The organism is Pseudoalteromonas sp. JC28, from assembly GCF_013319255.1.
Classification (GTDB): domain Bacteria; phylum Pseudomonadota; class Gammaproteobacteria; order Enterobacterales; family Alteromonadaceae; genus Pseudoalteromonas.
This window is the reverse complement of sequence record NZ_QOKX01000002.1, coordinates 249,643-265,248: the sequence shown is the minus strand read 5'-3', so window position 1 is coordinate 265,248 and position 15,606 is coordinate 249,643. Positions and strand designations below refer to the sequence as shown.

At 38.6% G+C, this 15,606-nt stretch carries 9 protein-coding genes; all 9 read right to left on the bottom strand.

What is annotated here, in order from left to right:
* Positions 1-20: 20 nt before the first annotated feature.
* The 9 genes from DS891_RS06365 to DS891_RS06325 all read right to left on the bottom strand — a co-directional run bounded on the left by DS891_RS06365 (position 21) and on the right by DS891_RS06325 (position 15,596).
* Complete coding sequence (locus DS891_RS06365) at positions 21-1,280, bottom strand: cell wall metabolism sensor histidine kinase WalK (protein WP_174169222.1); 1,260 nt, start codon at positions 1,278-1,280, stop codon at positions 21-23.
* Positions 1,277-1,981 (bottom strand): response regulator transcription factor, encoded by a 705-nt coding sequence (locus DS891_RS06360; protein ID WP_174169221.1) that lies wholly within the window; start codon positions 1,979-1,981, stop codon positions 1,277-1,279. Before DS891_RS06360 ends, DS891_RS06365 begins: the two co-directional genes overlap by 4 nt.
* A 36-nt stretch (positions 1,982-2,017) precedes the next feature.
* Positions 2,018-3,226, bottom strand: coding sequence for a site-specific integrase (locus DS891_RS06355; protein WP_102058052.1), 1,209 nt, complete (start codon positions 3,224-3,226; stop codon positions 2,018-2,020).
* 411 nt (positions 3,227-3,637) lie between these two features.
* A complete protein-coding gene (locus tag DS891_RS06350) occupies positions 3,638-4,552 on the bottom strand; it encodes a COG2958 family protein (RefSeq protein ID WP_174169220.1) in 915 nt (304 codons plus the stop codon).
* 336 nt (positions 4,553-4,888) lie between these two features.
* Positions 4,889-6,283 carry a hypothetical protein gene (locus DS891_RS06345; RefSeq protein ID WP_174169219.1) on the bottom strand — a complete coding sequence of 465 codons (1,395 nt, stop codon included), beginning with the start codon at positions 6,281-6,283 and terminating at the stop codon, positions 4,889-4,891.
* A gap of 5 nt (positions 6,284-6,288) precedes the next feature.
* A complete protein-coding gene (locus DS891_RS06340; protein ID WP_174169218.1) occupies positions 6,289-11,238 on the bottom strand; it encodes an AAA domain-containing protein in 4,950 nt (1,649 codons plus the stop codon).
* A 117-nt stretch (positions 11,239-11,355) separates the two neighbouring features.
* Positions 11,356-13,602, bottom strand: a complete 2,247-nt coding sequence (locus tag DS891_RS06335; RefSeq protein WP_174169217.1) for an AAA family ATPase — start codon at positions 13,600-13,602, stop codon at positions 11,356-11,358.
* A 229-nt stretch (positions 13,603-13,831) separates the two neighbouring features.
* On the bottom strand, positions 13,832-14,029 hold the full coding sequence (locus tag DS891_RS06330) for a helix-turn-helix transcriptional regulator (RefSeq protein WP_174169216.1): 198 nt from the start codon (positions 14,027-14,029) through the stop codon (positions 13,832-13,834).
* A 334-nt stretch (positions 14,030-14,363) separates the two neighbouring features.
* A complete protein-coding gene (locus DS891_RS06325) occupies positions 14,364-15,596 on the bottom strand; it encodes a DUF642 domain-containing protein (RefSeq protein WP_174169215.1) in 1,233 nt (410 codons plus the stop codon).
* Between the last annotated feature and the right edge of the window lie 10 nt (positions 15,597-15,606).

Sequence of the window (15,606 nt, the reverse complement as noted above, 5' to 3'; positions counted from 1 at the left end):
TTGTCAGGGGTTTGTCATAGTTAATAGATCAACATTGGGGACAAATTGATAGTTAGACATGCGCCACCGAGTTCACTTCTGCTTATCGAGACCTCAGCGTCATAGTTCAATAAAGTTTCTTTTACGATGGTCAAGCCAAGGCCTGCACCCCGTCTTCTTCCTGAGCGACTTTCATCTACCGTAAAAAAGGCTTGGAAGACTAACTCATGTTTATCTTCTGCAATGCCAATGCCATCATCTTCCACAGTTAAGAGAAGTTGAGCGTTACATAAACTTAGTGAAACACGGATCTGCTCGACTGCAAATTTATCAGCATTAACAATTAAGTTATGAAGCACGCGTTTAACATCTGTTTGGCAGGCTCTTATCCATACTGAGTTTGGACAATTTATAATTATAGGGTGATTACAATACTTTTCTAAAGTGACGATGTATTCATTAATTAGTGTACTCAAATCAAAATTGGAAACGCTGGTCTTTGCGGAAAACTGTTCTACTTTACTGAACTCCAAAATCTCATGCACCAGCATTTCAAGCTCTTCACATTCCTCAAATAACTCTCGAACCAGATTTTTGTTCTTTGGTGGAACATCAAGCAACTCAAGCTTGAGCTGAAGTCGGAATAATGGCGTTTTGAGCTCGTGAGATACGGCTCTGATCATATTCCTTTGCTGTGCAAAGGCAAACTCTAATTTTTCAGCCATTTGATTAAAGGCGTAATTGACACGTCCGACTGCTAAAAGTCCGGTATCAGCACGTTTAGATAACAATCCTTGTGCAATTAATTTACTAGCATGTTCTAACCTAGAAAGTCGAAATTGCAACCAAAGTGAGTGCAACAAAAATAGGACTAGGATTAGTCCTAAGGGTAAACCATACTGAATAAAATTGAGGATCGCCCCTGCAGAGCCTTGCACTCCAAGCGCAGAAAACGCTATTAACTCTTTACCTTGTATTTTTGCGATTACGGTTTGTAATTCCTCATCATAAACGTTTTCGATGACTAACTTAGTCGTTTGCTCAAATGCTGGTCTATCTAGTGTCTGTACTTTTAGATTACTTTTTTCTGAGATCTGGGCAAGTAAAGCTTGCCACTGAGCATCATCCAAGCCAGGGCGAGCTGCATCTAAAGCATAAACATAGGCTAGATAATCAAGCTCTACATCCTTTTTCAGCTCTTTTGAGAAATAACTTGTAGCTAGAGAAGTCAAAAGGGGATTTATCACTAAAAACAAACTAGCAAAGAGTAAGCTTGCAAATGCAAAACGTATGCTTGTCATTCAGTTTCCTTGCTATTTACAAAAATATATCCTTTCCCTCTTACAGTGATGAGGTGTTGATAGGGCATTTCATCACCGATAATCTTTCTTATCTTCATGATTTTATTGTCAACTGTACGATCGAAACCATCAAATGAGCGGCCGTACAGCTGAGTTGAAATCTGGTCGCGACTTAGAATAGAGTCAACATTAGACGCCAAAAAATGGAATAATGTGTATTCACTGTCTGAGAGACCAAGCGGTATACCATCTTGGCTTGCTTGCCTTGTCGATGAGTTAAATGAGAAGGGGCCAACACGGATCACGTGCCCGTTTTGCTGTTTATTCTCACTTTCTTCTGCTAGGCGAACTAGTTTTCGAAATCTCGCTAGGATAATTCGTGGGTTGACTGGCTTATGAATAAAGTCATCAGCCCCCATTTCTAATAGCGTAATTTCGTCTATATCATCGTGACTCGCGGTTAACACAATCAATTTACCATTGTACCTGTTTTGTAGTGACCTGCAGATCTCGAAACCATCTTTATTTGGCAACATCAAATCAAGCAATACAAAATCCGGCTGAAGTTGCAGGACATGCGCCAATCCGCTCACTCCATCATTTTGGATACTCACGATAAAACCATGTTTTTCAAAGAAGCGCCTAAGCAGTTCCGCAAGGCCTAAGTCATCTTCAATTATTACCAATGATCTTGAGCTCATATATACTCCTTAAAATCCAGACCGAACGTTCTGAGCCTAAATCTTCCGTTTCAAACCCGATTTGGCGCGTTCTTTAATATTTGTTTGAATATAAATTTGATCTGTTGTTGCGATTTTAGCGTGACCTAAATCTTCAGATAGATGTTTTAGCGGGCGGTGTTGCGCATCATGCGTTGCTCCTGTATGTCTTAGCCAGTGTGAAGTTGCGGCTTCGAGTTGCTCTGACTCTTCTGTAAAGCCATCTTCCTTTAGTTTAGCCACTGCTAAGTCAAAACTTTGCTGAACAATACGGCGTAATTGACGAACGTTCATACCGCCTTGGCCCCTTAGTTTATGAACAATTGGGTAGGGCTCATCAACGCGAGGTAGGGCGCTTAACCCCCGGTACTGCCGGTAACGCTTTAAATAACTGATAAAGTCTTCGCTAAGCGTTACATCCCTTAGCTTATTGCCTTTACCCATAATTCTTAGGTACCAAAAGTCATCTTGATCTTGCCAAAAGTGACTCATTACTGGTGACCAATGAGGGCGGTCAGATAGCTCTGAAATGCGTAAATACAAGCCTTTTAAGCAAGCTAATACGAAAAGATTTCGTTCTAGGTCCGGCTGCTGTTCACTTAAATCACGTGTTACACCAAAAACATATTCCCATTGCAAATCACTCAGCGTATCAGGAAGGTTGATTTGCGATTGAACAACTAAATACGGGCTATTTTTCTTAACCACTGGAACAAAGTTAGCAAATGATTTTTCTTCTAAAATGGCAAACTTGTAAAACACATTGAGCGCGGTAAACATTGCTGCCAACGTTTGCTGGCTAGCGCCGTTTTCTTTGAGAACAAATGGCCGCCAATTTTCGTTAACCTGACGGATACCTTGGTTTTGCTTATAACGCCACTGCACAGAAGTTTGTGTCCATGCGTTATCTGGCTCTACCACAAAATCCACATATGCCTCGATGTCTTCGCGTTTTAGCTCAAACACTGACTTCTCAGCAACCAGCCACGACCATAAATAAAAGCGCTCAAGCTCATTACGAAAGCGGTTAAAAGTTGCTTCAGACTTACGACCGTAAACATACAAAAACTGAAATAGGAACTGTAGCTCGCTATGTACCGGTATTGATTTACCTTGACGAGCCAAGAATTTTTCCAGCTCTGGATATTCATGCCCAAGCGTATCATCTTCAAGATGGGCGATTTGATACCTAAGCTGCTTTAAGGTGTCGACCAATGGTAAAATCATCATAAGTCCGATATTGGTTAGTATTGGACATATTATAGTGACATCTGCACATATTATGCAATACTGTGTAGATAAGCCTATAATTTACGTTATGTTAAATAGTTAAATATGAGACATTTTGGCTTGTTATGGTGCTTTGTAATTAGCACTTTAACTCTGGATCGATCCAGTTTTGTGTGTCAAAAATTCACACAACTATTCAACTGGTTATACATACATTAGATTTAAGAAATTTAAACTTTGATATTTTAACGCTGGATCCCTTTGTTGGGATTTGGTTTGAACAATTCTGCCATTTGATGGCTGAAAACTGACATTATTTGTATACGCTAATATCGCGTCGCTACGTGCGTGGCTTCAAGGTTATCCCTAGAAAGATTAATAGAATTCACGTAGCGCACTTTCAAGGTGTCACTTATTCCAAACGCTTGGTATAAGCTCACCAGTCTGATGATAAATTCCAACTTGTTTGATGTAATTTTGAAAGTCCGGGTTTTCGTCTACAATTCGATTAGCTGAAACCCAATCAATGTCAGACTTTTCTTTGGCTGGGATTAATATTTGGCTGTTGTACAAGTCACCCACATCTAATAGCAATATTCCAATACCGTGTAATGAGCTCAACATTTGCAGTTCTGGTTCAACACCATCAGCTATTCCAGTTGCGACGAGATAACCGAAGTTTGCCCAGCTTGAATTTGATACTGCCAGAAAGAAACACTTCCGGACGTTTGACCGTGTTAGCTCTTTTTTTACTTCAAAGGACCACAACCTTACGGATTTATCATTACCGAAGCGAACACAAGTCTTCACCGTTTGATCCCAACTTTTATCTAAAGGCTCCATTGCAACGATATCAGGATGTAACCAGTGATTGCCGCCAGCACCCTGGCTGTTTTTAGATGTCTTTTCGTCTATGCGATGACAGTATAACCCCATGTCTTTATTTAAAAATTCAATAAGAATTGGGTATAAATCATGTTCACTTAGTCTCAATTCGTCAGCTTCATGAAACTCTTCATCAAGGCTTTCAGTAATAGCTAAAGGCTTATCATCCCAGTAATACAGACGTGGTCTTGGCTTCTCACGCGTTTTTATGTTTTTGCACTTTTCTTTAGCCCTTTTTGTTCGTTGACCACCAACTTCTGCCGCTAATTGTGCTATCAGCTCCTCCTCATTAGCGTAATTAGGGTTCTTCATTTTTTCAGTTATTTCTGCTGGATAGCGTTCAAGAAACAACTTAGCAAGTTCGCGAGCAGTTAATTTTTCACCTTTATGATCTCGTAATGTCTCAATTATCATGTCGACGCGTGTTTTATTACTCATGCAACCGCCCTATTCTTTTTAAAATTTTCAGCTTGTTCGAGGATTTCTTTATACGTTTGTCTTCTGGGTATTGGAAATGGTATTTAATCGCCAATGCCATTAAAATATCGTAAAAAGCTTTTTATATACCCATGTCTGCGTAATGATTGAATAGATCTCACCAGCTGCAATCTTGTCAGCTTGATACTTATTAGATAAGAACAGACGTATATTGTCCTTAATCAAACTTCAATATTGCTACGAGTAAGCTCACTACCGGTTACCTTGTTCACCAAGTAGCTCAATAATAGCTGCTTATAATTGGGTTTCTGTAAATTTCATATGACCCTCCAGCTACTACTTCGTTTGAAATTTTCCAATTAAATTCGGCTTATCATGTGATACCGAATCCGACATAAATTGGTTAACAACGCTGACAACATTGGCAATTAGCTTTTGATCTGTAGTGAGGAAGCCTAAAGGTATATGGACAGGACTAATATCAGGCATAGCTAGATGATAACTTACAGCTGCAAACTCTCCCTCTAGAACTAAAATTTCAACACTGCCATCAAATAATCCGTTTCTAATGCCCTCACAAAATTCCAAATTTCCTAACTTTTGTTTCCATACCTTACCAGCCTGGCTTTCAATATTTGGATGTTCGTCACAAGGTAAGTAAAGCTTCAAATCATAATTTTTACTATTTCCCTTGTTACTATAATTAACAAGGATCACTTTAGCGGTATTAAATCCTTCACTCATTCCCCAATAACGAGTGTTTGCAGCATACCAAGATAACTCTTGCGCTTTTTGGTTATTTTTAAGAGGCTTAAGTTGCTTTAAATGGTTCTCAATCACACTCAAGGGTTGTTTACCGTATAGAGGCCCTAATAGAAGCTCATAAGGCTTATCATATGAACCAGCCACCATTTCAGCGAGCAGACTTCGAAAATCGATGCTGGTATCATGAATAAACCGAGAAATGGACATATCTTCAAAAGCATCCCAAGCCGAAGTAATACTATTTAGGTTGTTGCTTAATCTAAAGTTGTCTGTTTCATTTAAAATTTCTTGTACCACTGCTTCGTCATTTACGTATTCCTGACGCAGATCTAAGGGCTTAACTTGGTTATCTAAATCTATCTCAAATCTTCGTTTAATTCTGTGAGCAATAGTTTTCTTACTGGTAACTTTATCAACGGAATATAAGCTAGGTAATGAATTGTCATGGGTTTTAAACCCGCCTAACTCATCATTTTGAACAAGCTGCTGAAAATGTTTAGTAAACATTGCTCTCGCATGTTGCTCACTTAAACTCTGTTTTTCATGGTTTACTTTTAAGCGAAGGCCTGAATGCCAATTCTGATGTTGGTTTTTAACTTTATTGAAACCTACTAACTCAAAAGACACAGAAGCACTTCTAGTCTGAGGTTTTTCAACCATAGGTTTATCATCTAGTGATGAAAAGTAACCTTTAGCTAGCGGGGTTAAAAACAACTTTCCTTCATCAGAATATGCAATTTCTCCTTTACTAATGGGCTCTTCTATCGCTGCCGCGAGTTCTCGTTGATTAAAACCAAAGAATGAAGACAATTCAAACTTTGAAAGTGGTGAAATATAAAGAGCTTTAAGTAAAAACTCCTTAACGAATGGGAAACCTTGTTTGCTTAAATAAGAAAATTCAATTTTAAATGTCTTTGTAGGTACAATGTAGTCTACTTCATTAAATTCAATCGTTGTGTTTTCCATAACCCTTATACTGCCTTCTTTAATTTCTTGGTTTTAGCATCTACAAAGCGATATAAGCTTTCATTAGCATTTTCTTCCATATAGGTAATCACTTTTCCAAATGGCAGCTGACTATTTTTCCCTTGCCACATTCTTTTATCACCAACAATGACTAACCTGTCCATTGCTCTAGAAAGAGCGACATTGATTCTGTTGGGCAAGTACATGAAACCTGATGATTGCCTTTGATCTGAACGGGTAACAGACAGAATAATAATTCTATTTTCTTTCCCCTGATAACTATCTACAGTATCAATATTAAGCAACTTAATTAGCTCATCAGAAAAGCCAGACTGTTTTACTCTTCGTCTTAAATACCTTTTCTGCTCAGCATACATACATATGATACCTATAGCGGCCTCACCTTCTTTTACTTGCTCAAACAACGAACTTAAAAAGCTCTTGTTCTCATCTACTTTTTTGAGCACATCAACAATGGCTTCAGCCTCTTTCTCATTGTAAATGTTATACCTTGAGCCTTTTTCTTGGTGTTTAGCTTGTTTGCCTAAATGTGACGTATCAATCCACGTTGTAAATGCGCTCATCTCATTTGGTACGTCATCGTAAATATCGGGAATTTTGCGATCACCATTCTCAAGTTCACCATCGTAAAAGCATTGTGATACAAGAGAACCAATAGCTGGTGCCATTCGGTATTGCACAAGTAGCTTGGCTCCTACTTTCTGGCCATAATCACTTTCAAATGCCCGAGCAAAATCACTTTCAATTAATTCATCAATGTCATTGGAAGACGGAATACCTAAATGCCGTGCCAATGCTTTTTTGTGAGGGTCAGTATAAAGAGGCGGTAATTGCTTATGATCACCTACTAAGAGAATCCGTTTACCAACTTGCATTGCAATAGCAAGTTCACTAGCGATAGATCGAGCGGCTTCATCAATGATAATCCAATCATATTGGTTAGTTGCTATATCAATATTCCAGTTACCTATACCAACACAAGTACCAGCTACCAGTTGTTTTGAACGAGCAAGAAACTCGTCCATATTAGCATTGCCAGACTGCATAACTCTGATCATGTCTTTCGACAATTTCACTAATCGTTGGACTGAACTAGAAATATTATGTTCAATAGCAAATTCATGGTTTAGATCTTTTATTAAGCCACTTCTAACTTCATTTAAGTTATCGTGCCAATCTTTGTTAATTCGTACACTTTGAGGCAGTCTGCTATTGATAAGCGATTTCCGCTCACCAAGTTGTTTCTTTATAGCTTTTTTCTGATTAGCTTCTAGGCTTTCATCATCAAGTTCTTTCAAGGCAATTTCTTGTTCTGCTATTAAAGAAAGAAGTTGTTTATCTAACGATAGAAATGCTTCCAAATATTCATTTGGCGCTTTTAATGACTTAGCAAGGCTCAGTACCCTATATTTTAATTGAGTTTCAAATTGCTCAACTCTTTGACTTACAATATTGTCTGAATACACGTCATGTAACGAGTTAGAGACTGTTGATTCACTACGACTAAAGCGAACAACATCAAGGCTTGTATTTAAACGACTACAATGCTTTCTAATACGTTCAGCAGCGGTATTCACAGCTTCATGAGACTGACTTACAAGTAGGATTCGTTCTGCACCTTTCTTTTCAATTAAGTAATGAACAAATGCAGCAATAAATTCCGTCTTACCTGTACCGGGTGGGCCTTGCAGCATTGAAAGAGGACCAAACCTTAAAAGCTTTTGAAAAGCAATTCGTTGCTTTTCATTTAGCGTTTTAACAACCTTACCTTTGCTATCCTTTATATCGTAGCAAGCAAAGTCACTATCAGTAACAGTTAAGCCATAATCTGTTGGTGCTAAATTACAGTTAGGTTCAAAATAGTCGGACAGATTTTCAACAACAGAATCTTGTTCCAGAATGCGTGTTAAAGCGTTCTTACGCTTATTAAAAGATGCCTTATCTGCTTTACTGCGGAAGAAAATAATATCACTCTCTTGCAAACGAAAAGCTCTACTGGCGAATCGTGATAATTGCACCCTATTTAAACCAGACGCAGATAAATTAACTTCCCCTATAAAGTAATCCTCTTCGCCATCAACAATAATCGCTTCAACCTGATCTTTGGCTGTAAACCCGTCAAGCGGATCTCTGTCTGCTTCGTATGGTAATATGAGCGTATCTTTATTATCTTTGTGAGTTCGTGGTTCACCTGTAAGTTCAACATAAGGATGCGATTCAGTCTCTGTTTTAAGAATTGCTTGCCAAAGTTCACTCGTAGATATTGGTTTAACATTTACTTCAACTTCAGCAAGTTGCTCTTGAGGCTCAAATGGTATTGGCTTTACTTTGTGTTGCTTTAACTGAAATTGTTTTACCGCATTCTCAAAACTATAAAACTGACGAATTCGGTTATTAATATTGTCTAAGTAGCTCGCTCGGCCTTGCGAAATTCGAATACCAAACGGTAGCTCTAGAACTGCATTTTCTATATCTCTACGAGATACTTCACTTCTATCACTTTTGATAGGGCGCAACCCGTGCTCAAATTCAAAACGAGCGTCATCGAAGAAAAGTTTTTGAACACCCCCTAGCCCTGAAAATACAACAACTAAGCCATAACCTTTACTACGATTCTCTTCAATTGATACATACAACTTACCGTTATCAGGATATATTGTAACCGACTCAAAATCTTCTCTATTACTCCCAATTTCAATATCAATTAATTCAACTGTTGGCGTAGTTGTTTTTTCCGGGTTTAAAACAGCATATTTAAAGCGAGTTAACTCTTTAAAACCAAAGTCTACATCTTCAAGCTCATGAATAATCGCTAGGCTGACTGCTTCGAACTTGTCGTCTTTCGTGCCCCACTCAACCTCTAATAGCTCCGCAGTTATCTTCATAACGGCATAATTGTCACGCTCAAATGCAGAGCTCTTATCAATATCTATTGGGCTATATTCTGTATTCAGTAATTCTTTAGAATCATGATGAAAGTCTAAAACATCAATAATATAAACATCGCCTCGCTTATCAACGATGACGTTTTCTGGTTTTAAATCACCGTGTGCAAAGCCTAATGAATGCATATGCTCAACATGAGCAATTAAGCTTTTCACGATGTCATTTCTTCTGTTACGCATTCGGTAAGGGTCTAAAGGTTCGCCTTCAACCCACTCAGAAACCAAATACAGCGAGCTATCGCGTGCGGTAATACCATAATCAATAACTGACGGTATAAAGCTTAAGTTGAGGCTCTGTAGCTTTTCTACTCGTTCTAAAAACGATAATGTGCGTAAACCAAGGCCAGCGTTAATATCAGTCGGGTTGATGTTGTTCCAAACTTTTACTACACCTGAGTCAGCCTTATACATCTCTTTAACATCTGATTCAGACATAAATTCGACTTCAGGGTGTAGCCTAGAAACTTTAGTTGCCTTAACAAAGCGCTCTAATTCTTTACTCGAAAAACTAAACTCAGCTTCTTTGCTCGGTTCTTGTTCTACTAATGCATCAAGCAATTCACCTGCATTAGCAAAGGTTTTGCCTTCAAACGCCTTTAATAGTATTTCCCCGTACCATTCATCACATTGAGCTAGTTTTTCTGAAATTGTTTTTTCAAGGCTTGGCGTTAAACGCTCTGCACCTATAATAGCCCAGCCGATAATCGCTAATCGAACAACGTCATAATGGTATGGTGACGAATAAGTGGTATCTTGGTTGTAGACAGATAACTCATCTCGAATATCACCAACGGTTTCTTTTTTGCGTGCAAATGTTGATATGAAGTTAGAGAGAGCAACTCGCTGCCCGGTGCTAAACCAGATACTGTGATTTCCGATATCTCGGTGTGCGAGTTGCAGTTGATGCAAGTCTGCAAAACGAGCAACTAATACTCGAACTAAGTTAACTCTTTCATCAATTGATAAGTTCTCACCATAAGTGGCAATAAAGTCATTCAGGCGCTCATGCCCATGGGGAAGCTCAACAACCTCATTGTATTGCGAAGTAATCTTATCTTTAGTCGGTATGGTTAATGATGAAACACAATGCTCGTAAAGCTCTCTGTTTTCTCGTTTTATCTTTGTCAGCACTTCACGTTCACGAGAGACTATTCTTATTCGGCCATCAGGCGTTTTAGCATCATGGCTACAAAGGTTATCAAAATCCCAACTACGTATAATGGCATGATCATTTTTATCGGATTCACTTTGAGCAAAAAACTCTTTATAAACGTTATTCGGGTGCTCGAAAATTTGCTCTTGCCCTAACCAGCCTTCGACAGACAAAGGTTTAGCTTCTACTTTTTTATCATTAAGTAGTAAGCCTTTTTCTAATAAAGGTAGATCTTTAAGTAAAACTTTAGCATCTGGGTGCGGTGTGAATCGTTTATTGAATTGACCTTCGTTTGAACACAATTTACAAAAATCACTAAGTGATAAAGTATTAGCTAAATCTTTTTTAGGTAACTGCGAAAATTTACTATTCCCGCTCATCACTACTAAAAAATGTACATGAGGAGTACGGCCTTCGTTTCTAAATTTACCAGCAAATGGTTTTAGTAAATTTTTTAACAGAAACTCTTTATTACGAGTGACTTCAACAGGAGATTTGCCTCGGTTTTCATCGCCCCAATACCACTTACCATTACTTGAAGTTACAGGCTTTCCGTTCCAATGTTTAAGCTCAACAATCAGTATGTTGCAGTGAGTTACGATTAATAAATCGATTTCGCCTTGTTTGTTTTTATTAATAAAGCGAAAACCTGCATATCCTTTCCAGCCTTCATTAAAAGGCTTTTTTAGTGCTTGAAGGGTTTCAAAACCTTGCCCTTTATTCGTGCCTTTACCTTTCTGTTTTTGCACATTTGAAGAACTAAGAACGTTCTCAATTTTTTTAATCGCATCTATTTCGTGGCGCTCTAGCCCACCTTCCCAATATTTGATATCCATATTTACTTCTTATTATTTAGTTAACTGTAGCGGCTTTGAACTAGTTACAGTGACCTACTCGATAATATCTAAGTCAGCCGGTTATTGTTATTTGTATGTGTTGTAGCGCCTGTGTCATCAAACAACATCAACTCCCAGCTCCCCGACAACCTCTGGCTCGTCTTGCACGCCCATCATCATATTGTAATGAGCTATATGCCCTGAGAACTTAAATACATCCTTGAATACGCTGCAATATATATCAACAGTGTCATCTTGATTTTGAATAAACAAATCATCCGGTAAACAGTGGGAACCATCATTGATCCAGTACAATAATGAACGAAAAACTTGCTGTTCTTGAGGGTTTTTAAACTTAGCTTCAATATCACCATCACTAAATTTACCAAGAATCTTAAAGTAGTTTTCCAAAATTCTACGCATGGTGTTTTGTATGGTAATACACGAATTGTTGCCTTGTTCTTTGATTTCTCGCCAAAGCAATTCGTATGAGGACTCTATTGGATTGAGCTGCTCGTAGGGCTGAATGGAAGTTATATTGTTTGCTTTTCTTAAAATCCAAAAGTGTGTTTGATTACATCCATTGGATCTACCACCTTGAAAAGAAGCCTCTTTATGGAAGTACACATTATGTGTAAACAACAACAACTGTTTAACCGTGGAGCCTTCTTTAACTTCTTTAATGAGTTGTTTAACAATTGCACTGACGATATAAAGCACATTGCTATCTAAACTTGAGATCGGATCATCGATTACAACAACTCGGTTTTCTGTTACAGCGTCTTGAGTTAATGCACCATTAGCCAACTGCACAAAGTATAAGAAAGTGATGAATGTAATTTCACCCTCACTTAATGTATCTAGTGTTAATGTGCCATCTTGACGTTGAATAACATAATGGTTTTCTAACTGCTGAGAAGGCACAATTTCAAAATTTAGAAATCCATATGCTTTTAATAAGCGATTAATTTCATCTACAGCAGGTTGAACACTAGTATTATTTTTACTTAAGTCCGCCAATTCTGTTTTTAAAGTTGCGACTTTTTCTGTGCGTTCAGCAAAAGTTTTTCCAAGCTGCTCCACTGCTTTCTCTAGGCCTGTAACTTTCTTTTTATAGCGCTTGTAGTCATCATTTATTTCATCGGCTAAAAACTGCCATACCTCAGCTTTAAACTTGGATGTTTCCCTATCAAAGTCTGTGGCTAACTGATTATGATTTTTGATCTCATCATTAGCTTTATCGATTAAACTTTGCAACTCAGTTAAAGCTCGTGCCGTAGGAGAAACATCAAACTGTAGGCTCGCTTTTTCAACTTTTTCCGAAAAACCAAGAATGTTAGACTTAATTGCGCTTTCAAGAGCATGAAAATATGGGATGCATGCTTCAAGATCCAACTTACTATGCGGGTTGTTTTTTTCAGTATCTAACAACTTTTGCAGAGAGAGAATGAGCTCATCAGCACTTTGACTATAGTTTTCTTTTAATAGGGTAACTTTTTCTGTTTGTACTGAAAAATCGTCATCAAAGTAACGTTCTAGCTGAGCCTTAAATGCATCGTTAATCGTATTTTGCTGACAAAATGGGCAAGTTTCATCCTCTCCAAGATACTTTCGCCCTTGATTAACCCAATCATGAGTACCTAACGTATCAATCATTGCGGCTATATCAACGTCACTTTTACCCACGATAACTGTTTGCCAAATGTCATCCTGCTCGATACGTGAAAGTAAATCTAAGTTCATTGAAGGGAGTTCTGGATATACCTCTGGGCGCTCACCTAACAAGGTTTTAGCTTTTTCAATTAGCAGTTCATGTTTCAAGACCTGTTCTACATCAGATGCAGAAACTGAGAACTGAAGAATCTTGTCCTTAAATAACTTTTTCTTTAAGGAGCCTTGTAACGCCTCTTTGAAGTCATCACCATACTTTTTATACAACGACCAACATTGCTCTGTAAACTCACTTGTTGCCGTATCTAATTCAACATTTTTTTGCTTAAGGACTTTTTGATTACCAGTGAGTTGTTTTTCTTCGTTATCAAACTCAGCTTTCTTTAATCGAATCAGTTCAACCTGTTCGGTAGTCGCTTCGCCTAAAGTAAAAACCCCTGCGATATCACTACCGCCAAAGTTCTTATCTCTAAATGCTTTGTTGTAAACCAGTGTGTTAAGCGGGATGTTTCCTTGCCACTGAATGGAGCACTCATTGAACTTCTCAATGCTGGTGTCTGTTAGATAGTTGGAAGCGGTTGTTTTACCGCAACCATTAGCACCGTAGAAAAAGTTAATCTTCTTGAGACTATTTATTTCAATACCATCAGGTTTATACGTGGCAACGCCTTTAAGTTTGAACGATTCAATCATTTAACAATCCTTGTTTTTATTCTTGTAGTTGCAGTTCACCAGTGATTAGTTTTGGTGGAAATGAGCCTCTAATTTCCTCGAATAGAGGCAATTAGAGACTCATCGGCAGATTTGCCTACTAAATTTTAAATCTCTTGAATATGTACTCGGTCACTCTTAATACTTCAGGTTTATTTCTATCGATTTTCATTTGGTTCCGTCCATGTCAACAGTCGTATGCCTGATATGGTTACACACGCTCAAATAAGTCCTTTATATCGCAATCGAACAGTTCGCATAGTTTGTCTACTGCATCGAGATCGACTCTTTGGGCCGTTTCTTTATACAACAACGTGACTGTGGCTCTACTCAAACCAGTTTTTCTGGCAACATCAGCAATACGCATTTTGTGTTCGCCCATCATTCGAGCGAGGTGGCAGCGGCTCATAATTCAGTCTCAATAATTGCCTAAAGCCTAGGCTATCACAATATTACAGTTTACCTCACATTTTTGAACTATCTTCAGCCTACTAACAGCAGTCTTGCCTAGGATAAGCCGGATAAGGAAAGCCTGTGATATGTGACCCATCGACATTTGAAGGATATTAACAACGTCTATTCTGAAATATGTGTCAGTGAAATTTATTGATTGTGAAATAAGGACGTAATTTGTTGTTTTATAGTCCTCAGTATTATGAGTTCTCATAGGAATCACCACAAAGCCAAAACGAAAAAAGCGAGGGTTTCCCCTCGCCTTGTCTACAGTCTACTTGTTTCTTAATTTATTCGCAGTAGTTGGCTACGTACGTTAAGTCGTTGATGTGCTCAGGGCCATCCATTACAAAGGTTGCTTCTGCAGTGTTTGGATCTAGTGTGTAGATCTTCGCGTCTTCACCTGAGTTACGGCCAGATACGTATAAGGTGCCGTCTGAGCTTACTGCTAAACCCGATGCCCAATTTACACCATGCTCGCCAACGAGATCTAAAGACATGTCGCCTTTATCTAGCGTGTAAAGTGCTTTACCTGTTAGTACGTAAATCACGTTAGTATCTGCTGAATAAGCGATATCACCGTGTGAGAAGTCGTCACCTGCATAGCTTAGTTTTCCAAGCACTGTTTTTGCGCCTGTTTGCATGTCAAACTCATAAAGATAAGTTTTGCTGCTTGCAAGTAATTTAGTACCGTCTGGCGTTACTGCTGAACGGTATAATGGCCATGAAACTGCATTAGCAGCTAAAGTCTGCTCTGCACTATCTAGTGAAACCTTCCAAAGTGATGAAGCTTTAGATGCACTGTCGTTTTGTTCCATAAAGTAAAGTGCACCATTGTGCGCAGCAATGTTTGAAGCTGTATTAGCGACGCCATCAACGTATGCATAGGTACCATTAACCATGTCGAATTTATAAACATAGCTATTGCTGTCTTCACCAAAGTTATTGATGCCATACACGCCTACTTTACAAGTTACTGGAGGCTCTGGAGGTGTAACGTCTTCCTCTTCTGTTACGACTACGTTGTCTAGTAACGCACCATATGAGTCAGAAGTGCCTAACCCCTGAAAGCGTAATTGTGTCGAACTACCAGTCGCTTCAACCGTATACTCGTACTTTGTCCAGCCTCGGGTCGTTGCATTCATCGTCACTAGTGTGTTGTCACCAAACCATGCACGTGCACGATTAGTTGAGTTATTGTTTACCACTCGAGGCGAGTAATAAAAACTCACTTTATACTTTTTTCCAGCCGTTGTTGGGATATTCTGGTAGATTGTATAATTTGCAGTTGAGTCAAGCTCTAGGTATTGATTGCCGTTTTGAGGCACGATAATACCAAGGCTTTGCTTTTGAATTTCGAATCTGGCACCTTCTCTATTCCAACCTTGGAGGTTGTCAAATAACGCCCAATCACCAGAAATATTGCCTGATGTTTCAAACGAGCCGTTAACGACTAAATTGTCGGCAGCACTTGCTGTACCAACAACTGATATTAACGCTAAGGTTGTAAAGTTAAGTTTCATAGCCACTCCA